At 70.8% G+C, this 20,869-nt stretch carries 24 protein-coding genes; 11 read left to right on the forward strand and 13 right to left on the reverse strand.

Annotation, left to right across the window (positions count from 1 at the left end; all coding sequences use genetic code 11):
* The first annotated feature begins 11 nt into the window (after positions 1–11).
* Entirely contained in the window at positions 12–674 is a 663-nt protein-coding gene (locus ABEA30_RS06235) for a DNA alkylation repair protein (RefSeq protein ID WP_345580593.1), read from the forward strand.
* Between the two features lie 4 nt (positions 675–678).
* On the opposite strand, the gene ABEA30_RS06240 is transcribed toward ABEA30_RS06235, so the two are convergent.
* The 7 genes from ABEA30_RS06240 to ABEA30_RS06270 form a co-directional block, all read right to left on the reverse strand.
* Entirely contained in the window at positions 679–1,746 is a 1,068-nt protein-coding gene (locus ABEA30_RS06240) for a GNAT family N-acetyltransferase (protein WP_345580596.1), read from the reverse strand.
* 3 nt (positions 1,747–1,749) lie between these two features.
* On the reverse strand, positions 1,750–2,214 hold the full coding sequence (locus ABEA30_RS06245) for an aminoacyl-tRNA deacylase (protein ID WP_345580599.1): 465 nt from the start codon (positions 2,212–2,214) through the stop codon (positions 1,750–1,752).
* A gap of 9 nt (positions 2,215–2,223) precedes the next feature.
* Positions 2,224–2,751, reverse strand: coding sequence for a GNAT family N-acetyltransferase (locus ABEA30_RS06250; RefSeq protein WP_345580602.1), 528 nt, complete (start codon positions 2,749–2,751; stop codon positions 2,224–2,226).
* A complete protein-coding gene (msrA, locus tag ABEA30_RS06255) occupies positions 2,748–3,404 on the reverse strand; it encodes a peptide-methionine (S)-S-oxide reductase MsrA (RefSeq protein WP_345580605.1) in 657 nt (218 codons plus the stop codon). Before msrA ends, ABEA30_RS06250 begins: the two co-directional genes overlap by 4 nt.
* A 32-nt stretch (positions 3,405–3,436) precedes the next feature.
* Positions 3,437–3,694, reverse strand: a complete 258-nt coding sequence (locus tag ABEA30_RS06260; protein ID WP_345580608.1) for a hypothetical protein — start codon at positions 3,692–3,694, stop codon at positions 3,437–3,439.
* Positions 3,582–4,325 (reverse strand): DUF6891 domain-containing protein, encoded by a 744-nt coding sequence (locus ABEA30_RS15940; RefSeq protein WP_425584614.1) that lies wholly within the window; start codon positions 4,323–4,325, stop codon positions 3,582–3,584. The genes ABEA30_RS06260 and ABEA30_RS15940 overlap by 113 nt, the downstream gene beginning before the upstream one ends.
* A gap of 95 nt (positions 4,326–4,420) precedes the next feature.
* Complete coding sequence (locus ABEA30_RS06270; protein WP_345580614.1) at positions 4,421–5,101, reverse strand: uracil-DNA glycosylase; 681 nt, start codon at positions 5,099–5,101, stop codon at positions 4,421–4,423.
* A 150-nt stretch (positions 5,102–5,251) separates the two neighbouring features.
* On the opposite strand from ABEA30_RS06270, the gene ABEA30_RS06275 reads away from it, so the two are divergent.
* Complete coding sequence (locus tag ABEA30_RS06275; protein ID WP_345580617.1) at positions 5,252–6,073, forward strand: hypothetical protein; 822 nt, start codon at positions 5,252–5,254, stop codon at positions 6,071–6,073.
* On the forward strand, positions 6,066–6,533 hold the full coding sequence (locus ABEA30_RS06280) for a DUF2089 domain-containing protein (RefSeq protein ID WP_345580620.1): 468 nt from the start codon (positions 6,066–6,068) through the stop codon (positions 6,531–6,533). Before ABEA30_RS06275 ends, ABEA30_RS06280 begins: the two co-directional genes overlap by 8 nt.
* Positions 6,534–6,591: 58 nt before the next feature.
* On the opposite strand, the gene greA is transcribed toward ABEA30_RS06280, so the two are convergent.
* Complete coding sequence (greA, locus tag ABEA30_RS06285; RefSeq protein ID WP_345580623.1) at positions 6,592–7,095, reverse strand: transcription elongation factor GreA; 504 nt, start codon at positions 7,093–7,095, stop codon at positions 6,592–6,594.
* Positions 7,096–7,107: 12 nt separating this feature from the next.
* The gene (locus tag ABEA30_RS06290; protein WP_345580626.1) at positions 7,108–7,506 is read right to left on the reverse strand and encodes a DUF4307 domain-containing protein; all 399 of its coding nucleotides are present in this window, start codon (positions 7,504–7,506) and stop codon (positions 7,108–7,110) included.
* Between the two features lie 61 nt (positions 7,507–7,567).
* On the opposite strand from ABEA30_RS06290, the gene mca reads away from it, so the two are divergent.
* Entirely contained in the window at positions 7,568–8,464 is an 897-nt protein-coding gene (gene mca, locus ABEA30_RS06295; protein ID WP_345580629.1) for a mycothiol conjugate amidase Mca, read from the forward strand.
* Here mca and ABEA30_RS06300 read toward each other — a convergent pair.
* Positions 8,457–8,987 carry a rhomboid family intramembrane serine protease gene (locus ABEA30_RS06300; protein WP_345581296.1) on the reverse strand — a complete coding sequence of 177 codons (531 nt, stop codon included), beginning with the start codon at positions 8,985–8,987 and terminating at the stop codon, positions 8,457–8,459. The genes mca and ABEA30_RS06300 overlap by 8 nt on opposite strands.
* 246 nt (positions 8,988–9,233) lie before the next feature.
* Here ABEA30_RS06300 and ABEA30_RS06305 point away from each other — a divergent pair, with 246 nt between their 5' ends.
* From ABEA30_RS06305 to ABEA30_RS06320, 4 genes are all read left to right on the forward strand, one after another.
* Positions 9,234–10,850, forward strand: coding sequence for an FtsX-like permease family protein (locus ABEA30_RS06305; RefSeq protein WP_345580632.1), 1,617 nt, complete (start codon positions 9,234–9,236; stop codon positions 10,848–10,850).
* Between the two features lie 11 nt (positions 10,851–10,861).
* On the forward strand, positions 10,862–11,629 hold the full coding sequence (locus tag ABEA30_RS06310; RefSeq protein WP_345580635.1) for an ABC transporter ATP-binding protein: 768 nt from the start codon (positions 10,862–10,864) through the stop codon (positions 11,627–11,629).
* Positions 11,630–11,692: 63 nt separating this feature from the next.
* Positions 11,693–13,702, forward strand: coding sequence for a thioredoxin domain-containing protein (locus ABEA30_RS06315; RefSeq protein ID WP_345580638.1), 2,010 nt, complete (start codon positions 11,693–11,695; stop codon positions 13,700–13,702).
* A 25-nt stretch (positions 13,703–13,727) separates the two neighbouring features.
* Positions 13,728–14,306, forward strand: a complete 579-nt coding sequence (locus tag ABEA30_RS06320; RefSeq protein WP_345580641.1) for a DUF1349 domain-containing protein — start codon at positions 13,728–13,730, stop codon at positions 14,304–14,306.
* Between the two features lie 12 nt (positions 14,307–14,318).
* Here ABEA30_RS06320 and ABEA30_RS06325 read toward each other — a convergent pair whose 3' ends face one another.
* The 3 genes from ABEA30_RS06325 to ABEA30_RS06335 all read right to left on the reverse strand — a co-directional run bounded on the left by ABEA30_RS06325 (position 14,319) and on the right by ABEA30_RS06335 (position 17,398).
* A complete protein-coding gene (locus ABEA30_RS06325; protein WP_345580644.1) occupies positions 14,319–14,756 on the reverse strand; it encodes a hypothetical protein in 438 nt (145 codons plus the stop codon).
* A gap of 92 nt (positions 14,757–14,848) precedes the next feature.
* Positions 14,849–15,490 (reverse strand): hypothetical protein, encoded by a 642-nt coding sequence (locus ABEA30_RS06330; protein ID WP_345580647.1) that lies wholly within the window; start codon positions 15,488–15,490, stop codon positions 14,849–14,851.
* 108 nt (positions 15,491–15,598) lie between these two features.
* Positions 15,599–17,398, reverse strand: coding sequence for an ADP-ribosylglycohydrolase family protein (locus tag ABEA30_RS06335; RefSeq protein WP_345580650.1), 1,800 nt, complete (start codon positions 17,396–17,398; stop codon positions 15,599–15,601).
* A gap of 262 nt (positions 17,399–17,660) precedes the next feature.
* On the opposite strand from ABEA30_RS06335, the gene ABEA30_RS06340 reads away from it, so the two are divergent.
* The 3 genes from ABEA30_RS06340 to ABEA30_RS06350 are packed head-to-tail and all read left to right on the forward strand — an operon-like array spanning position 17,661 to position 20,827.
* The gene (locus ABEA30_RS06340; protein WP_345580652.1) at positions 17,661–18,407 is read left to right on the forward strand and encodes an ABC transporter ATP-binding protein; all 747 of its coding nucleotides are present in this window, start codon (positions 17,661–17,663) and stop codon (positions 18,405–18,407) included.
* Positions 18,404–19,468 carry a COG1361 S-layer family protein gene (locus tag ABEA30_RS06345; RefSeq protein WP_345580655.1) on the forward strand — a complete coding sequence of 355 codons (1,065 nt, stop codon included), beginning with the start codon at positions 18,404–18,406 and terminating at the stop codon, positions 19,466–19,468. Before ABEA30_RS06340 ends, ABEA30_RS06345 begins: the two co-directional genes overlap by 4 nt.
* A 3-nt stretch (positions 19,469–19,471) precedes the next feature.
* Positions 19,472–20,827, forward strand: coding sequence for an ABC transporter permease (locus ABEA30_RS06350; protein WP_345580658.1), 1,356 nt, complete (start codon positions 19,472–19,474; stop codon positions 20,825–20,827).
* Positions 20,828–20,869 lie beyond the last annotated feature (42 nt).

The following is a 20,869-nucleotide window of genomic DNA, read 5'->3' on the forward strand; positions in this document are numbered from 1 at the left end:
AGACTCGCCCCATGCATGACCTGGACGCAGTGATGGCCGAGCTGGACGACCTCGCGGACCCCAAGGTGCTGGCGGTCAACCAGCGCCACGGCGACGACCACGCCGTCAACCTCACGAAGCTGCGCGCGGTGGCCAAGCGGATGAAGGCCGACCACGAGTTCGCCAAGGACCTGTGGGCCACGGGCGACACCGCCGCCAGGTTGCTGGCGATCCTGACCTGCCGGCCCAGGCAGTACTCCGCAGCGGACCTCGACGCGATGCTGCGTGAGGCGCGGACGCCGAAGGTGCACGACTGGCTGGTGGGCTACGTCGTGATGAAGGGCCCGCACGCCGAGGAACTGCGCCTGAAGTGGTTCGACGACGCGGACCCGGTGGTGGCCAGTGCCGGCTGGGCGCTGACGGCCGACCGGGTGCGGAAGGACTCCGACGGGCTGGACCTGCCCCGCCTGCTCGACCTCATCGAGGCGCAGATGAAGGACGCACCGGAGCGCCTCCAGTGGCAGATGAACACCACGCTGGCGCAGATCGGCATCGAGCACCCGTCGCTGCGGGAGCGGGCCGTGGGCATCGGGGAACGGCTCGAGGTGCTCAAGGACTACCCGACGCCGCCCAACTGCACCTCGCCGTTCGCGCCCACGTGGATCGCGGAGATGGTGCGGCGCGCCGGGGGCTGAGCTCTCAGCCCTCCCGACGCCACGCGGCCAGGACGGCCTCGCGCGTGGCGCCATCGAGCACCATGTCGACGTGGCTGGCCCCCAGCTCCAACTCCTCGGCGCCGATGAGCTCGGCCACCCGCTGGCCACGATCCGGGAATTCTGGCCCCCACACCACCAGCGCGCGCGTGGACGCGGGCAGTGCCGGCACGTCGACGCCGTTCTTGCGCTCGTCGCGGGCCCAGGCGCTCTCGGGGCGACGCGGCTGGCCGTCGTCGGCGGGTCCGTAGGTGGTCTCGGGGTCGAGGAGGCCCGGGCCAGGGGTGACGATGCGGCGGTCGGGGTCCAGCAGCGGGGCGGGCACCGACGGCTCCAGCAGGACGAGGCCCGCGACGGCGGGGTGGTCGGCGACGGTCAGCGCCACCAGCCCGCCCATCGACCAGCCCACGAGCACCACCGGGTGCCGGGCCGCGTCGAGCGCCGCCCGCACCTGCGCGGCCTGGCCCGCCGTCGTGAGCGTGGCCGGGTCTGCGCCGGCCTGCAGATCGGGCGCGAGGATCTCGGCCGCGCCCATCGCCGTCAGGGGGCCGCGCCAGCCGTCGAAGATCGACGGGTAGGTGCAGGCGCCGTGCACCAGCACCCAGGTGGCGGGGAGGTCCTTGGCGAACCAGTTGGTGGCGTTGGGGTTGTCGTTGAACGGCTCCACCGACTGGTACCCCTCCGCCCGGTAGAGGCGGTTGGCGCTCTCCAGGTCGGCGTTGGTGTCGAGCACCATGCGGTGCGCGCCCAGCGAGACGGCGCGGCGTTCCAGCTCGCGCAACAGCGCGCGCCCGGCGCCCGTGCCGCGGCCCTCCGGAGCCACGTAGAGGTGTTTGACCTCCATGCCGTGGCCCGCGACGGGGCGGATGCCGCCGACGCCGATGGCCTCGCCGTCCTTCTCGGCCACGAGCAGCGCGCCCCGGGAGAAGTCGGCGGGCTTGGGCTGGTAGGTGGTGTCCTGGCCCTGCCAGCCGGAGACGCGTTCGGCGAAGTAGGCGGCCAGCAGCCGCGCCGCCTCGGGGTCCGTGGAGTGCGTGGCCCGGAAGCTCAGCACGCCTCAGCCTTCCGGTTCGGTGATGTCGGCGACGGTGGCGTCGAAGTGGGCGATGAGGGCGTCGCCGTCGACGGTGGCGGCGACGCCGTGGTCGCCCGCGCCGATGGAGATCCGGCGGCCGCGCACGAGCTCGTCGGCGACCACCGGCAGCGGCGTCTTCGTGCCGAACGGCGTGATGGTGCCGCGCTCGAAGCCCGTGACGTCCAGGGCGGTGTCTGCGTCGGGCATCGAGAGCCGGGAGACCCCCAGCAGCGTGCGGAGCTTGGGCCAGGAGATCGTGCGGTCGCCGGGCACGAGGGCCAGGAGGTAGTCGCCCTCGCCGCGGCGCACGACCATGGTCTTGATGATGTCGCGCGGCTCGACGCCTCGGGCCGCTGCCGCCTCCGCGAGGGAGCGCACGCGGCCGTGGCGCGTGACGGTGTGGTCGATGCCGGAGGAGGCCAGCGCCTCGAGCGCGGGGTTCGTCATGGGTTCAGCTTAGGCGCGGGTTGTGCGGAACAGCAGGGTCTGCGTGTCGTAGTACGCGTCGGTGAGGCCGATGCGCCGCATGCCGATGCGTTCACACACCCGCTGTGAGGCGTGGTTGTCGGGGTGCGTGACGGCCACCACCTCCGGGAGCCCCGTCTCGAGCACGGCGGCCAGCGCGGCCGCGGCCGCCTCCGTGATGTAGCCGTTGCCAGTGTGCTCTGCCACCTGGCGCCAGCCGATCTCGGTGTCGGTGGCCTCGCCGCCGCCCGACGGCGGGATGGGCTTGACCATGATGATGCCCACGGCCGTGCCCGCGTGTGGACCGGTGCGCAGCTCGACCACCGAGAAGCCGTGCACGGGGTGGTCGCGCAGCGTCATGAACTTGTCGAGGTGCCGGCGTGCGGTCTCCAGGTCCGGCGTGGTCGCCGTCCGGATGAAACGCACCAGGTCTGGGTTCTGGTGGAGCTGGAAGACGAACTCGAGGTCGTCGTCGGTGAACGCGCGCAGCAGCAGGCGTTCGGTCTGGAGCGGGATCACCCGCACTTCACGCCGGTGGCGTGGTTGGGGCAGTAGCCATTCGGGTTCTTGTGCAGGTACTGCTGGTGTTCGAGCTCGGCGTAGTAGAACGTCTGGCCGGGCGTGATCTCGGTGGAGATCTCGCCGTAGCCCTCGGCGGTGAGGCGCTCCTGGAAGGCGGCGCGGCTGCGTTCGGCGGCCTCGCGCTGCTCGTCGTCGACGGGGAAGATCGCCGAGCGGTACTGCGTGCCCAGGTCATTGCCCTGGCGGTAGACCTGCGTGGGGTCGTGGTTCTCCCAGAAGAGGGTCAGCAGGTCGTCGTAGCTGACCTTGGTGGGGTCGTAGACCACCTTGACGGTCTCGGTGTGCCCGGTGTGGCCGGTGCACGCCTCCTTGTACGTGGGGTTGGGCGTGAAGCCGCCCATGTAGCCGACGGCGGTGTTGAGCACGCCGTCGACCTGCCAGAACATGCGCTCCTCGCCCCAGAAGCAGCCGAGCGCGAAGTAGGCCACCTCGGCGCCGGCGGGCACCTCGTGCAGCGGCAGGCCCAGCACCTCATGGGTGGGCATGGGGCTGAGGATGGGGGTGTCGCGGCCGGGGAGGGCCTCGTCAGCGGTGACCATCTGCGGCTGGGACATGCGGGCGTTGAGGCAGGCCAGAACGTCAATCTCCATTGGCCCAGCCTACCCACGCCCGGATGGGGCCACTACGGCTGCTCCTCCTCGCCGGTGATCATGCCGTACAGGCCGCGCCCGATCATGTAGACGCCGACCAGGCCGCCGACCACCCACAGGGCCCGACGCGACGTGCTGACGTCGGCGTACCGCTTGCGGGGTTCCTCCTGGGCGGGTTCATCGACGGCGGGGTCGCCCGCGGCGGGGTCGAGGGGGGCGTCGTTGGGCTCGTCGGTGAGGGGCTCGTCCGGGAGCGGGCGGTCGTCGGGGTCCGGGTTGCGCTGGTCCATGTGCGCCAGTGTGCCCGTCGGGCGCGCCTGAGTCGACCGGCGCGCCCGGACGGGCCGGGTCAGAGGTCGTCGCCGCCCTCGAGATGCACCTGCCAGAGCACCGGGACCTCGACGTGGTCGTCCTCGGGACCCCGCGGCGACAGGCCGGCGTCGCGCAGGGGGCGACGAGTTCCGCCGCCACCTCGTCGTCCGGGGCGCCGGTGCCGGTGTACCCGATCCGCAGGTCACGGACCTCCTCGTGGGAGAGGTTCTCCCACTCGTTCACCCAGATGAGCACGCGGCCACGGTCAGGTTCCACCGGTTGGATGTCGGACCAGTCCATGAAGATGCCGTAGGCGATGCCACGCTCCTCGAGTTCCTCGAACGCCTCGACCACCCGGTCGACATCGGTGACGTCGTCGACCCACTGTTCGGAGGCGGCAAGGCACTCCGACCAGAGCTGCCGCGCCAGTTCCTCGGCGGAGTCGTCGTCGACCTCGACGTCCTCGTCGTCGAGCGCTTCGAGGAGCATTTCGGTGGCATCTTCGATGTAGTCGACGTCGCCGTTCATGATGCGCAGGCGCACGTCGTCGATGGCGATCTGCGCGTCGTCGTTGGCAAGGATCTCTGAGGCTTCGGCGGACAGGGTCATGGCTGCTCCTGGGGTGGGGCCGGATGCGGCGAGCGCCGCTGGCCGTCAGTTTGCCAGCGCGGGGGGCCACCGTCGAGGCCCTCGGCGGCGGCGGATCAGGCCTCCGGGAGCCGCCAGTCGACGGGGCGCCCACCCTGCTCCTCGAGCAGGCGGTTGGCGGTGGAGAACGGGCGCGAACCGTAGAACCCCTGCCGTGCCGAGAGGGGCGACGGGTGGGCGCTGGCGATCACCGGCGTCTGGCCGAGCATCGGTTTGGCGCCTTGGGCGTCGCGGCCCCAGAGGATCGCGACGAGGGGGCCGCCGCGTCGGGCCAGCGCCTGGACCGCGCACGCCGTGACCTCCTCCCAGCCCTTGCCGCGGTGCGACGCGGGCGCGCCCGGGCGCACGGTGAGCACCCGGTTGAGCAGGAGCACGCCCTGCTCGAACCAGGCGGTGAGGTCGCCGTGCGCGGCCTGCGCGATGCCGAGGTCGGCCTCGAGTTCGCGGTAGATGTTGCGCAGGCTGCCGGGCAGCGGCCGGACGTCGGGGTTGACGGAGAACGACAGGCCCATCGCGTGCCCGGGCGTGGGGTACGGGTCCTGGCCGAGGATGAGCACCCGCACGTCGGCCATGGGGCGGGAGAACGCGCGCAGGACGTGCTCGCCGGCCGGCAGGTACGCGAACCCGTTGGCCATCTCCTCGCGCAGGAACCGCCCCATTGCGGCGATGTTCTCCTCGACGGGGGCCAAGGCCTCGGCCCAGTCGGCGGCGACGAGTTCCGGGAGGGGTCTGCGCATGCGTCCAACCTTGGCACAGGCCCCGCGCCGCCGTCGGGGGTGGAGCCCGAAGCTGGATTCAGCACCTCCAGAGCAACCTCAGGGAAACCTCAGGGTTCAACAAGTGCAAAACAACCTTTCGAGAATGGCAAGCGGGATTATGATTTCCTCATGAGCAACGCAGATCTGGGTCCAATTCTGGACGACCTTGCCGCTGGGCGCATCGACGCGCAGGAGGCCGGCCGACGCATCGAGGCCGCCAAGCGCGCGGCTGCGGGCGACGAGCCCCACGCCGCAGGTGACGAACCCCACGCCGGGGCCGACACCCCGCGCGACACCACCACCAAGGGCGGCCCGAAGGCGGGCGGGCTCTCCCGCGTGTCCGTCACCGCCGTCGGCAGGCGGGTCCGCATCGAGGGCGACGCATCGGTCAGCACGCTGACCATCGAAGGCCCGCACGTGCTGCGGCGCGTCGGCACGGTCATGGAGGTCAACAGCACCGGCGAGATCGGGCCGAGCTTCCACGGCTTCTCCCTCATCCGGCCGCCGCGCAGCCTCGACGACCTGCGCGACATCTCGCTGGGCAAGGAACTCGTGGTCAAGGTCAACCCCAACCTCATCGTCGACGCCGAGGTCACCACCGGCGGGCTCCGCACCGTCGGCGTCCCCCGGCTCGGCCGCATCCGCGTCACGGCGGGTGGCTCCACGCTCGAGGACGTGCAGGAGGTCGAGGACCTCCTGAGCCAAGCCGGCGGCATCGCCGTCGAGGGCCCGATCAGCATGGGGCGTTCGCGCCTCAAGGTGGAATCGGGCACCCTCACCGTGCACCTCACCAAGGGCGCCAACGTCACCGTCCGCGGCGAGTCGCGGCTGGGGCGCATCAGTTGGCCCGACGGCGGGGACAAGGTGGACGAGTACGTCGTCGGCAACGGTTCGGCCCGCCTGGACGTCGCCGTCGTGATGGGCATGGCCACGATCAAGGCGGATGAGTGAGATGGCCAAGCCCCTGTACCACGCCCCGGCCGACTGCCCTGTCTGCGGCGACCAACTGATCACCACCCGCAAGGGCTGCCTCCACTGCGGCACCGAGATCGCCGGCGAGTTCGCCAGCTGCGAGTTCTGTTCCCTCGGCGAGGCCGACCTCACCCTGCTGAAGGTCTTCCTCGGCTCGCGCGGCAACCTGCGCGAGGTGGAGAAGCACCTCCAAGTGTCCTACCCGACGGCGCGCGCCCGGCTGGACGCGGTGCTCGCGAAGCTGGGCCTCGACCCCGCCGACCCGGGGACGACGGCGGGCCCGGCCCACGCGGGCACGGCCGACGCCGACGGCACCGAGGAACAGTCGGAGTACGGCGACGCCGTCGACGACGACCTCACCCCCGAGCAGCAGATCCTCGCGCGCGTGGCGCGGGGGGAGTTGAGCCCGGACGTCGCGGCGCAGCTGCTGGCCGACTGAGCGGACGAACAGAGGCCGCCGTCCCTCGGGACGGCGGCCTCGCTGCGTTCCCGGGTGGTTACAGAACCTCGACCTTGAGGATCACGACCATCAGTTCCTTGCCGTTGGGTGCGGTGTAGGTCACCTCGTCGCCGACCTTGGCGCCGATGATCGCAGAGCCCATGGGGGACTGGGGCGAGAAGACGCTGTACTCGACGGAGTCGTCCGTGCCGAGCACCTCGCGGGAGCCGAGCAGGAAGGTGTCGGTGTCGTCCTCGTCACCGTCGTAGGCGACGGTGATGATCTTGCCGGGGCCCACCTCATCCTTGGCGCCCTCGGGCTCGCCCACCTGCGCGCGGCGCAGGAGGTCCTCGAGTTGGCGGATCCGGCCCTCCATCTGACCCTGTTCCTCACGGGCGGCGTGGTAGCCGCCGTTCTCGGACAGGTCGCCCTCTTCGCGGGCGGCAGCGATCCGGGCGCTCACGTCTTCGCGGCCCACGGTCTTGAGCTCGTTCAACTCGGCCTCGAGCTTGTCGAAGGCCTCCTGGGTGAGCCACACCACATCAGTAGCTGTTTCGGACATTGAGCCAGCCTATCAGTCGGCCACGCGGCAACCCTCGATTCTGATCGCGGTCGCCTCCTTCGTCGTCTTCAGGGTCACGTCGATGCTCGTGAGCTTGTCAGCCCCGGGTGGGATCTCGACGACGCGCTCGGCGACGGTCTCGTAGCTCTCCGCCTGCGCGTACATCCGGCACTCGACCGGGTCGGAGGGGTCCTTGCGCTGCACCACCACCTCGGCCGTGATCTCCGTGGCCGATGGCACCTCGAAGCCGCGGATCATCGCCACCACGTCGGGGTTGGAGTTGCGCACCCCCGTCAGGGCCACCAGCACGATGGCGGCCAGGACGGCGACGGCGGCGCCACCGCCCAGGATGTAGTCGGCGGGACCGGCCTTGGGGTAGCGGGCCTTGATGCGGGCTTCTTCGGAGGTCACGGCTCCCATTGTGCCCTGAGACGGCCATGGCCTCCGCGCGGGGAAGGGCACAATACAGTCCATGTCCACCTCCGTCGCCCCCCAGTTGCGGTTGTTGCACGTCCACGCCCATCCCGACGACGAGTCGAGCAAGGGCGCGGCGACCACGGCGAAGTACGTGGCCGAGGGTGTCGAGGTCATGGTGGCGACGTGCACCGGGGGCGAGCGCGGGTCGGTGCTCAACCCCAAGCTGGCGTCGGATCCGGACATCGAGCACAACATCGCCCAGATCCGCCGCGACGAGATGTCCCGCGCCCGCGAGATCCTGGGCGTGCAGCAGGTGTGGCTGGGCTTCGTCGACTCCGGCCTCCCGGAGGGCGACCCCCTCCCGCCGCTGCCCGAGGGTTGCTTCGCGCTGGAGGACCCGAAGGTCGCCGCGGGACGGCTGGTGCAGGTCATCCGCAGCTTTCGGCCCCATGTCGTGACCACCTACGACGAGCAGGGCGGCTACCCCCACCCGGACCACATCCAGTGCCACAGGATCACCGTCGAGGCGTTCAACGCGGCGGCGGACCCGTACCAGTGGCCGGAGCACGGCACCCCCTGGCAGGCGGCCAAGCTGTACTACCACATGAGCTTCCACCGGAGGCGCTACGAGCAGCTCGAGGCCGCCATGCACGAGCACGGGTTGGAGTACCAGGTGCCGACGCGGGACAACGACCCGTACTCCTACGGTCGCCTCACCACGTTCGTGCCGTGCGCCGAGTACTTCCCCGTCCGCGACGAGGCACTGAAGGCCCACGCCACCCAGATCGACCCCGACGGGCCGTGGTTCGCCGTGCCCCTGGCCATCCAGCAGATGGGCTGGCCGACGGAGGACTACCAGCTCGTCATGTCCAGGGTGCCGACGATGATCCCCGAGGACGACCTGTTCGCAGGCCTGCGCCCCGACAGCCCCGTGCCCGAGTTCATCATCTGACGCGCGACTCCTTCGAGTGCAGCAGGTAGGCGGCGATCACTCCGCCGACGGCGCCACCCAGGTGGGCCTGCCAACTGACGCCCGGCACCCCCGGCAGCACGCCGAGCAGCACCGTGCCGTAGAGCGCGAAGACCACCACGGCGATGAGGATCTGCGAGATCCGGCGGGTGAAGATGCCGCGCACCAGCAGGTAGGTCAGGTAGCCGAAGATGACCCCTGACGCGCCCGCGGTGATGGTGCCGACGCCCGACAGCAGCCATGCGGTGAGGCCGGAGACGACGGTGCTCACCACCGTCGTCACCACCCAGCGCACCGCGCCCGAGAGGTACGTCAGCACGCCCAGCACGAGGAACGGCACCGAGTTGCTGATGAGGTGCGCCCAGCCGAAGTGCAGCAGGGGCGCCCAGAGGACGTTGGGCAGGTCGGAGGCCTGTCGGGGCTCGATGCCGTAGGAGTCGAGCGCGTTGAGCGTGACGGAGTCCAGCAACTCCAGCGCCCACATCACGGCGAGCAGCCCGCCCACCACGAGCAGTGCGGCGGACATCGACGTGCGGGCGGGGCGGGTTTCGCTCATGGCCCCATTGTTGCCGACCGCGCAACCCGGGCGGGGCACTCAGGGGGACGGCCGGGGTCGGCTCAGGCCACGCTGGGGCCACATCCCTACAGACCTGGCCGGAGCCCGGCCATAGGTTCATTCGTGGAAGCCCCGCGACGGAAGGTCAGCATGTTCACACGGATGGTCGTCACCGATGTCAGACGGAACCTGACGGTGACACTCACCCTCGTCGTCCTCATGACGCTCTCGGTGGTGCTGGCGACGGGCAGCGCAGGCCTGCTGGCCCGGCTCGCAGGCGCCAGCGACCGGCTCGTGGCGGCCGCAGGGGCCCCGCACGTCGCGCAGATGCACGCCGGGCCGATGGACCCGGCCCACATCGACGACTGGGCTGCCGGGCGGCCGGAAGTCGTCGCCGCGCAGACGCAGGAACTCCTGGGCCTGGACAACGCCCGGCTCGCCTTCGACGGCGTGCCCCAGGGCAACAACGTCCAGCAGAACTCGCTGGTGGTGCCCAACGGGGAACGCGACCTCCTCCTGGGCCTCGACGGCCAGCCGCTCACCACCGTCGAACCCGGCACCATCTGGCTGCCGGTCATCTACCAGGTCGAGGACGGGCTGGAGCCCGGCGACGAGGTGGCGATCACCACCGACGAGGGCGCCACCACGCTCACCGTGGCCGGATTCGTCCGCGACGCCATCATGAACACCGGCATCGCCAGTTCGAAGCGGCTGGCCGTCAGCCCGGCCGACTTCGCCGCCCTCAGCGCCGTCACCGGCACCCCGGAGTACCTCATCTCGTTCTGGCTCGACGACCCGGCCACCCAGCTGGCGTCGTTCAAGAAGGCCTACCTCGACGCCGGCCTGCCCAGTGTCGGGCCCATGGTCGACGCCGCGACGTTCAACCTGTTCAACATGATCAGCGAGGGCCTGGGCGCCGCCGTCGTGATCCTCGCCTCGGTGCTGCTCCTGGCCGTCGGGCTGCTGTGCCTGAGGCTGTCGTTCCTGGCGGCCATCCAGACCGACCAGCGCGAGATCGGCGTGCTGACGGCCATCGGCGTCGCGCCCAGCGGGATCCGTCGGATGTACCTGGTCAAGTACGGCGCGCTCGGAGCCGTGGCCTGCGTGCTGGGGCTGTTGGGCGGTTGGGCGTTGAGCCCCGTGCTGTCCCGCAGCGTGGTGAGCTACCTCGGCGACTCCACCGGCGTGGCCCCGTGGCTGGCCCCGGCCCTCGTGGCGCTGGCGCTGTTCGGGGTGATCGTCGCCTTCATCCTCGCCCTCCTGCGCCGCCTCGGCCGCACGTCGGCCGTGGAGGCGCTGCGCGCCGGCGCCGTGGGACGCGGGCGGAGGTCCCCGTTGCGCCTGCACCGGTCGTCGCTGCCGACCGGGCCCACGCTGGGCCTGATGGACCTGACGAGCCGGCCGCTGATGTACGTGCTGCTGCTGGCCGTGCTGATGACGGGGATGTTCACCCGGATGCTGCTGGCGGGCGACGCGTCGCAGATCGCGATCCAGCGCGCCGTCGGCGCCCCGGAGGGCTCCATCCGGGCGCAGTACCTCACCCGCATCCTGGTGGTGCTGGCGCTGGGGGTCCCGTTGGGCATCTGGCTGGCCCTCACGGCCGGGCAGGGGCTGTTCAACCTGATGTTCGAGGGCATGTTCGGCGGCATGGCCTACCTGTTCCAGGGCACCAGCCGCATCGAGTTCATCACCAACCCGTGGCTCACGGCACTGGCGCTCCCGGCGGCGTTGTTCGTCGGCGTGGGCCTCGCCGTGTTCGCCGCCACCCGCACGATCCGCACCGCCAGCGTCTCCTCGCTGGTCACCGAATGAGAGGCCACCACATGACCACCACCACGACGTTCCCTGAGCCTGGCGTGTCCGGAGCGCCGTTCCCTGAGCCTGGCGTGTCCGAGGGACGAGGACCACGTCAGGTCGAAGGGCGGCCAGACGCTCCCGCCGTCCTCACCGCGCGCAACCTGGTGAAGCGCTTCGGCGACACCACCGTCCTGCATGGCGTGGACGTCGACATCCACGAGGGCGAGTTCGTCAGCATCATGGGCCCCTCCGGGTGCGGCAAGTCCACCCTCCTGTACGCCCTCAGCGGCATGGACGTGCCCACCGAGGGCACCGTCGAGCTCGATGGGACCGTCCTGACCGGCCTGCCGCAGAAGGAACTGGCCAGGCTGCGGCTGACCCGCATGGGCTTCGTGTTCCAGCAGGTGCACCTGCTGCGGAACCTGACGCTGCTCGACAACGTCGTCCTCCCCGCCCACCTGGCCGGGCTGGCGCCCCGCGACGAACTGGCGGCCCGGGCCATGGAACTGATGGCCCGCACGGGCGTGGCGCATCTGGCGAACCACGACATCTCGCAGGCCTCGGGCGGCCAGTTGCAGCGAGTCGGGATCTGCCGCGCGCTGGTGAACCGGCCGCGCGTCCTGTTCGCCGACGAGCCCACCGGCGCGCTGGACTCGACCTCGGCCGCCGAGGTCCTGGACATCCTCACCGAGCTCAACGAGGACGGCATGACCATCGTGATGGTCACGCACGACGTGGGGGTCGCCAGCCGCACCCATCGCGTCATCGAGATGGGCGACGGCCGCATCCTCTGAGCGCCGCGCGCCAACCCGATCCTCGGGGAGGGCGGGAGCGTCCACCGGATAGGCTTGGGCACCATGGTCAACCGCCTCGCCGAATCGTCCAGCGACTACCTGCGTCAGCACTCGCACCAACTCATCGACTGGTGGGAGTGGTCCGACGAGGCCCTCGCCTCCGCCCGCGAGCTGGACCGCCCCATCCTCCTGTCGGTGGGCTATGCGTCGTGCCACTGGTGCCACGTGATGAGCCACGAGTCGTTCGACGACCCGGCGATCGCGCAGTACATCAACGAGCACTTCGTCGCGATCAAGGTGGACCGCCAGCAGCACCCCGACGTCGACGCCGTGTTCATGCTCGCCACCCAGGCGATGAACAACGGGTCGGGCGGCTGGCCCATGACCGCGTTCCTCACGCCGGAGGGCAAGCCGTTCTTCACCGGCACGTACTTCCCGCCGGAGGCGGGTCCGGGGCAGCCGTCGTTCCGTCAGGTGCTCGAGGCCATGGCCGACGCCTGGCACAGCCGCCGCGACAAGGTGCTGGGCTCGGCCGACTACCTCGTCGAGGTGCTGTCGTCGCGCGAGGACGCCGTCGCCGACGAGGTGCCGGACCTGCGCAAGGCCATCGACGACGTCGAGGCCGGCTTCGACGTGATCCACGGCGGGTTCGGCACCCAGCCCAAGTTCCCCAACCCGACCCTGCTCGACGCGTTGCTGGTCAAGGGCGACCCGCGCTCCCTGGAGATCGCGCAACGCAGCCTCGAGCACATGGCCCGCGGCGGCATCCACGACCAGATCGGCGGCGGCTTCCACCGCTACTCCGTCGACCCCGGCTGGGTGGTGCCCCACTTCGAGAAGATGCTCTACGACAACGCGCTGCTGCTGGGCACCTACGTGCGGGGTTGGCGACGGACCGCAGACCACGACGCCGGCCTGCGCGCGCTGTTCGAGCGCACCGCCTACGGCATCGTCGAGTGGCTGGAGCGCGAGATGGTCAACGACTTCGGCGCGTTCATCTCCGCCCTCGACGCCGACTCCTGCGACATCCGCGGCGCAGTGCACGAGGGCATCTTCTACCTCTGGAACCTCGACCTCCTCGACGACGCACTCGGCGCCGAGGACGGGGCGTGGGCCGCGGAGGTGTTCCACGTGACCAAGGGCGGCACGTTCGAGGACGGGCTCTCCACGCTGCAGCTGCGCGGTCGGCCTGACTATGCGCGTCTCGAGCAGGTGTCGCACACCCTGCTGGAGGAGCGCGCCACGCGCTTCCGGCCGGCCTCGGACAACATCGTCGTCGGGGCGTGGAACGGCTGGATGATCTCGTCGCTGGTGACCGGCGCCATGATCTTCGACGAGAAGGGCTGGCTCGAGTTGGCCCAGCGCGCGGCCGAGCACCTCCTGTCGGTGCACCTCGTCGACGGCGACCTGCGCCGCACCTCGCGCGACGGCGTGGCCGACCCCGCCGTCGGAGGGGCGGAGGACTTCGGCGCGGTCGCCGAGGCGTTCGCGCTGCTGGCGGGCGCGACGGGCGACTCGGCGTGGCTGCGGGAGGCAGAGGCGCTGCTGGGCCGGGCAGACGAGCTGTTCAGCCACGCCGACGGCGGCTTCCACGACAGCGTCGACACCGGGCTGTTCGACCGTCCCCGTTCGCTCACCGACAACGTGACGCCCAGCGGCACGTCGTGCATGGTCGCAGCGCTGCGGATCGTGGGTGCCCTGGCGGAGCGGCCCGAACTCGTGGCGCGGGCCGACAGGGCCGCCCGCACGATGTGGGCCTCGGTCGCCGACCACCCCCGCTTCGCCGGCGCCGCGCTCGCGGACCTGCTGATCTCCGACGAGGCCCGCCGCGGCTTGAAGCCCGCAGTCGCCGTCGTCGTGGGCGACGACCCCTTCAGCCAGTTGGCGCGGGCCTCGTGGCGGCTGGCCCCTGCCGGGTCCTACGTGGTCACGGCGCCCGAGGGTGCCGAGGGCTGGGGTTCGCACTTCGAGCAGCGCTCCGACGGCTTCGTCTACGTGTGCCGGGGCACCGTGTGCTTCGACCCGGTCGACGACTACAACAACCTCAAGACGCCCCTCTGGTCGCGCGTCTGACCCCGACACCACGGAGGCCGCCACCATGCAACGCTTGAACTGGTCCGACGGGGCCTGGACCACCCCTCCGGTGGAGGCCCGCGAGGACGGCCAGGACCTCGTGGTCACCGCCGTCGAGGGGTCCGACGCCTGGCGCATCACCTCCTACGGCTTCGAACGCGACGACGCGCACGCCCTCGTCGCGCCGCTGGCCCAGGACTGCGCCATGGAGGTGGTGTTCACCTGCGACTTCACCGAGCAGTTCGACCAGGCGGGGATCTTCCTCAGCGCCGGCCCGCAGACGTGGGTCAAGGCGGGCGTGGAGTTCGCCGACGGGCGGCCGATGGTGGGCGCCGTCGTCACCAACCCCGTGTCCGACTGGTCCACCGCACCGGTCGACGACTGGCGCGGGCGGCGCGTCCGCGTGCGGCTGTCCCGCTCGGGCGACGCCGTCACCGTCCGGGCAGGGCTCGACGGTGGCGAACTGCAGCTGGTGAGGCTGGCGCCGTTCCCCGTCGACGCCGTGGCCCAGGCCGGCCCCTTCACCTGCGCCCCGACCCGCGCGGGCCTGGGTGTGCGGTTCCACGAGTGGTCGTCAGGCGCAGCCGACGCCTCCCTCCACTGACCCCACGAGCCGTCAGAGGAACGACAGGTCCGTCCGCGCGACGGTGTAGCCCTCGGCACGCAGGTCGTCGGCCACGTCGTCGGCGAACTCGCCCGGTAGCACGAGGGCGTCGCCGCGCAGCGAGGTGATGTCGCCGTCGTACTTGAGGATCAGCGACTTCGGGAACCACTCCAGCATCCGCGCCTGCAGCCAGGTGGGGTAGTAGCGGTCTGCCACGCCCGGGATGGCGTCGGGGTTGAACCGCTCCGTGGGGTCGATGTCATCCATGGTCAGGCCCATGTTCTTCTCGACCAGGTACTGGTACTCGAAGGGGTCCATGAGCGCCCTGAACTCGCCCCACGTGGTGGCGTTGTTGAGTGCCTGACGGATGCGGGCCACGGTGTGCGCCTCGTCGCGGCGCGCGAAGACCGCCTGGCCGAACTCGTTGTTGGTCGTGTACAGGATCTCCATGGCCACTCCTCCGTCGCACTGCTCGTCGCTGCCTCGAGCCTAGTCCGAACCGGGCCGCGGACGGCGCCGACCCTCGGTGCGGGGCGACGGCGTCAGCCGGCCACCTGGATCTCGCAGTCGTCGCACCAGCCGGTGGCCAACGAGACCTGGATGAAGCACGACGGGCACACCAGTGCCTTCGGCGCCACGCGTTCGGGGTCGTACTTGGCCGGCGCCTTCGGCGCCTTCTGCTTCGGCTCGGCAGGGGTGCGCGGCGCCTTCGCGGCTCCGGCAGCCAACGTCCCCTTCCCGGCCGCCTGCGCGGGGGCCTTCGCCCGGGTGAGCTTGTTGCCCAGCGGGTCCAGTTCCACCACGAGGTCTGCGGCCACCTCGGCCGCGTCGTCGGCGGAGATCTCCTGACGCCACCACCACGTGATGCGGTGTTCGGCCTTGTAGGCCGCGTTCATCAGGTTGTTGACCTTCGCGGCCGCCCCGTCGACGGTCGACGGCGACACCACCGAGAACGCCCCCTGCGGGTGCGAGACCCCGGCCAACTCCTCGGTGTGCCCGACGTAGACGACCTTGTCGGTGACCACCCAGGCGAACACGCCGGGGCCCGAGATCTCCGTCGGTTCGACCAGCAACTGGCAGAAGGGGCCGGCCTTCGGCGCTATGGGAATGCGGAGGTCCCAGTCGGCCACCTTGACCTTGGAGGGGGTGAATTCGAGTTCCTTCAACTGGTCCGTCTGCCGCATGGCGCTTCCTCCCGCATTGACGACCTTTGGATCGCCGCAGGAATCCTTAAACCGCGGGAGGGGGTCGCGTCACCCCGGGGGCGTGTCGGGTTCACCGGCTCCCGGGCGTCAGGCGTGGCGGTCGATGATCTCGAGGAACGTCGCGTTGGGCCGCGCGCCGGGATGGATCCGCTGGATCGCCCGCAGGGCGTCCCTGGCCGGCACGCCCAGCGCTTCGGCTGCGTACAGCGCGGCCACCGTGGGAGTGCGGGACTGGCCCGAGACGCAGTGGATCAGCACGGTCTTGCCCTCCTGGCGCAGCGAGGCCACCATCCGGGCCGCCTCCGTCAGCACGTGGTCGAGGTGCGGGTTGTCCTCGTAGCCACGGTCTGAGAGCCAGACCTCCACGTGGTCCTGCGGCGCGATGCCCTTGGCCAGGTCGTCGGCCTCCGCCGTGCGGCACAGCGACACCACCGCGTCGATGCCCTCCGGCGGGTTGGAGCCCGCCGCGTAGCCGCCGATGAACACCCCGGAGTCCAGCGGGTGCTGGAAGTAGTTCGCCATGCCGGGCTGCCCTGCGTAGCTGGGCGGGGAGGCCATCGTGGCCATGTCCCTGAGGTCTGCCGCCCGGAGCCCCGGCCAGCCGTGCAGGCGCCGTGTCCACTCCAGCGGGATGGCGGAGTAGCCCCATCGCGCGCCCAGCAGGCCGCCGGCGATGGCCGCGACGGTGTCGGTGTCGTGCCCCACGCGCACCGCATTCTCCAAGGCCAACCTGAAGTGCCGCGCCGGGTCATCCTCCGGTACGGGGGTCTGCACGATGGCCGCGTAGGCGGCCTGCAGCGCGTGCACCGTCCAGCCGTTCCTGGAGAACGTGCCGGGCGGCAGCGTCTCCGCCTCGTCGAGCCGCTGCGACCAGTACTCCCGCCGTTCCTGCGGGACGTAGTCGAGGGCCCAGCGCACGCCGTCGAAATTGCCCAGATACACGGCGTGGGCGATGGCGAGGCTCCAGATCACGCAGGCGTCGCCCGCGATGGGGTCTGCGTGCGTGAGCTCCGCGAGCCGTCGCGCCACACTGGCCACGATCAGCGGGGTGGTGTCGAACAGCGCGACGGGGGCGGTGCGCATCAGGGCCCCATTGCCCGCGCTGCGGGTGGGGTTGGCCCTGAAGTACTCGGCGGCGGCGGAGGTGAGGTCGTCGGCGAAGCCGTCGTCGGCCATCCGCATCACCGCACGGGTCTGGACGCCGACGTCGGGCGGGTTGCTCGCCATCCAGTGCCCGAAGTTCGCCGCCACCGCGTCGCGCGCCTGGGCGCTGCGCGGGTCCATGCCCTGCGCGAACACGTGTGCGATGCACACCGCCATCGAGGTGTCGTCGGTCCATTCCCCGGGTGCGAAGTTGCCCAACCCGCCGCCGATCATCGCCACCGGCGCATCAGCGCGGAGCGCAGGCCCGAACTCGTACCCCGCGCCCAACGCGTCGCCCACGGCGGTGCCCACCAGTAGCCCAGCCGCCCGGTCACGCGACACCCGGAACGCGGGCGTGGGGTGCCACGTCACCGAGGCGGCCAGCGCCTCTCGCACGTCGTGCCCCAGCACCTCGACGAGCCCCCGGGCGGTCGCGACCGCCGCCTCGTCGATGTCCTCGTCGTGGCTGCCCTCGAGGCCGATCCACCAGTTCGGCATGCCGGCGTCGGGCCGGGTGAAGCCCAGTGACTCCAGCGCCCGCTCCTGGCCGGCCGTGAGCTGGACGTCCTCGTCGTCGATGTAGGTGTTCGACTCGATCTCGACGATCATGTCGGCCCCGTCCGCGGCCATCTGGTAGTACCCCCAGACGAGGTCCACCACCTTGCTGTCGTTGGTGCCGCGCAGTTCCCGCAGCTGCTGCGCGATCGCGTCGCGCAGCTTCTCCATGTCTTCGTCCACAGCCATCCCTCCTTGCCCCCTGTTGGCTTGTGTCTTCGAATCTAGGGATGGGGTCCGACATTTCCGTTGAGCCAGGGCGTGCCTCTTCCGGACCGCCCATCAGACCTGGGGATGAATGCGTTGGGACCAAGGTCCACTCTTCGCCGCCAATCGCCGGCCACCGCCCTTTCGGGTGGGGTCGGCCGCTATGTTTCTCGCAGGCGGGGCGAAGCCCGCCGGCACGAGTCGAGGGGGGATGCTGGTGCAACCGAGAACGAAGAGGCCACCGTTGCCGGCGGTTGGCGAACCCCTCGTCCAGACGCGCGACCTCAGCAAGATCTTCCGCGTCGGCGACTCCCGCGTGGTCGCCCTCAACCGCGTCAACCTCACCATCCCCCGCGGCTCCTTCACCGCCGTCGTGGGCACCTCCGGCTCCGGCAAGTCGACGCTGCTCAACATGCTCGGTGGCCTGGAGAAGCCGACGGCGGGGGAGGTGTTCGTCGCGGGCCAGCCGCTGCACAGGTTCAGCGAGTCGCAGCTGGTCACCTACCGCCGCGAGCAGGTGGGCTTCATCTTCCAGTCGTTCAACCTCCTGCCGCAGCTCACCGCGCTCGACAACGTGGCGCTGCCGCTCAGCTTCCGGGGCATCCCGAAGCGCACGAGGCAGGCCCGTGCCAGGGCGGTCCTCGCCCAGCTCGGCCTCGCCGGCCACCTCCACCACAAGCCCACCCAGCTCTCGGGCGGCCAGCAGCAGCGCGTCGGCATCGCCCGCGCGCTGGCGGTGCAACCCACGCTCGTGTTCGCCGACGAGCCCACCGGCAACCTGGACTCCCGCACCTCCGAGGAGACCCTCACCCTCTTCCGCGCCGTCATCCGCCGGTTCCAGCAGACGTGGATCATGGTCACGCACGACCGCCACCTCGCCTCGTTCGCCGACACCATCGTCAGCATCGGCGACGGCCGCATCACCGACATCACCCAGACCGAACACGCCCAGACGGCGCCCGCCGTCGCTACCCAGAAGGTCGCGCCATGAAGATCCTCCACCGACTGACGCTCGTGCTCATGATGGTGTTCAGCCTGAGCCTCCTCCCGCTGGCCAGCGCCGCGGGCGACCCGACCACCGACGGCGAGGTCCTCAGCGACGGCGGCCCGGCCGCCCCCGTGGCGGACCCCGCGCCGCCGGCCGCAGTCCCGGGAGTGTCCACCCCGCGCGTGATCCTCTCCGGCTTCACCACGAACCCGACGGAGGTGCAGGCGGGCGAGGACTTCCAGGTCACGTTCACCCTGCACAACACGTCGAAGAAGACGCGGGTGCAGAACATGAAGGTCACCCTGGCCAGCGCCGACGCGGCGTTCCTGCCGGCCAACGGCTCGTCGTCGCTGTACCTGCCGCGCATCGGGGCCGACCAGATCGAGTCGGGCACGATGAACTTCCACTCGCTGCCCTCCCTGGAGGAGAAGCCCTACCAGCTGACCATCGGCATCGAGTACGAGGACGGCCAGGCCAACGCCTACTCCGCGCAGGAGACCGTGTCCATCCAGGTCAAGCAGAGCATCCGGGCGGACGCCTCCGCGCCGCAACTGCTGCCGCCGCAGCTGACGATGGGCCAGGACGCGTCGCTGACCTTCAGCATCTTCAACCAGGGCAAGACCAAGCTCTACAACGCCAAGGCCTCCATCGCCGAGGGCCAGGCCATCACCGGCCAGGAGGTCTTCGTCGGCACCATCGACGCCGGCGCCAGCGGCGCCGTCGACATGACCGTGCAGGCGGTCGAGGAGATGGCCGGCCCGGTGACCGTCACCGTGTCCTACGAGGACGTCGACGGCAAGGTGGCCACGATGGACAAGACCGTCGAGGTGGCCGTCATGGCGCCGATGCCGATGGAGGAGCCCGGTGGCTGGGAGGAGCCCATGCCGGAGGAACTGGCCGGCGGGTTCCCCTGGGTGCCGACCCTCGTCGGAGCTGGCCTCCTCGCCCTGTTCGTGATCCTCGCGCTGGTGGTGCGCGGGCGTCGCCGTCGGCGCGCGGAGGCGGAGGACCTCGAGTCGCTGGCTGCCCTCGGTGACCCGCTGATCGCGCCCGACGCCCGCTGAGCCATGCGCTGGACGGACCTTCTCGCGACGAGCTTCGCGAGCCTGCGGCAGCGGCTGTTCCGCACGTCGCTGACCGTGCTCGGCGTGCTCATCGGCACCACGGCGGTCATCGTGATGGTGTCGCTCGGCGTGGGCCTGTCGTCGGGCTTCACCGCGCAGTTCGAGAACATCAACCTGCGCCAGGTCTCGGTCTCCGGCCCACCGCCGCAGGAACAGGCCGCCCCCGGCACGCCCACGAAGATGAACGATGCCATGCGCGCGCACCTGGCCACGGTGCCGGGCGCGACGGCGGTGTGGCCCGTCTACCTCGCCGACCTGGAGATCAGCGCGGGCAGCGCCAAGCAGTTCTTCCAGGTCCAGGGCCTGCCCGCCGAGGCGTTCCAGGAGATGGACCTGCCGCTGGAGTGGGGCGAGCTGCCGCAGGAGGGCAGCTTCGGCCTGCTGCTGGGCGACATGCTCGACCAGCAGTTCTGGGACCCGGTCAGCGGCATGCCCCTGGAGCTCGACTTCCAGACCCAGACGCTGTTCGGCACGCTCACCCAGTGGGGCGACTACGGCCCGGTGCCCATCGACGGCGCGCCGCCCGCCGGCGAGGACCCGACGGCGCCCCAGGCGCCCCCGAAGCGGCACATCCTGCCCGTGGTGGGGGAACTGCGCAACGACCGCGGGGAGGGCCAGTGGGGCCCGTACTCGGGCATGGTGTGGGCGGACCTGGACGCCATGATCACGTGGCTGCAGAAGGCCCTGCCCGGCAAGGCCTTGCCGAACCAGCCGGCCACCTCCGACGGGAAACCGCTGGGCAAGGAGTTCATCTACACCGAGTTCCGCGTGCTGACCGACAGCCCCGAGCAGGCCGAGGAGGTGCTCAACGCCCTGCGCGACATGGGCTACCAGGCCTACGCGGAGGTGGAGTGGATCCGGCAGGCGCAGCAGCAGGCCCTGATGATCCAGGCGGTCTTCGGCGGCATCGGGTTCATCTCGCTGCTGGTGGCGGCCATCGGCATCGCCAACACCATGATGATGAGCGTCTACGAGCGCACCAAGGAGATCGGCATCATGAAGGTGATGGGCGCGGCGCTGGGCGACATCCGCAGGATGTTCCTCATCGAGGCCTCCACCATCGGGTTCTTCGGTGGGCTGATGGGGTTGCTGTTGTCACTGGTGGCCTCCGGCGTGCTGAACGCGACGCTCGGGGCCCAGTTCAGCGCCGAGGGTGGCCCCGGCTCGTTGTCGGTGATCCCCGCCTGGCTGATGGTGGGCGCCGTCGGCTTCGCCACGCTGATCGGCACGGTGGCGGGCGTGCTGCCCGCACAACGGGCGATGAAACTGAGCCCGCTTGCCGCCATCAGGGCGGAATGACCTGGGGTTGACCGACGTCCCCCGGGGGCAGGGCGCGGTGGC

The organism is Tessaracoccus lubricantis (assembly GCF_039544535.1).
Lineage (GTDB): Bacteria > Actinomycetota > Actinomycetes > Propionibacteriales > Propionibacteriaceae > Arachnia > Arachnia lubricantis.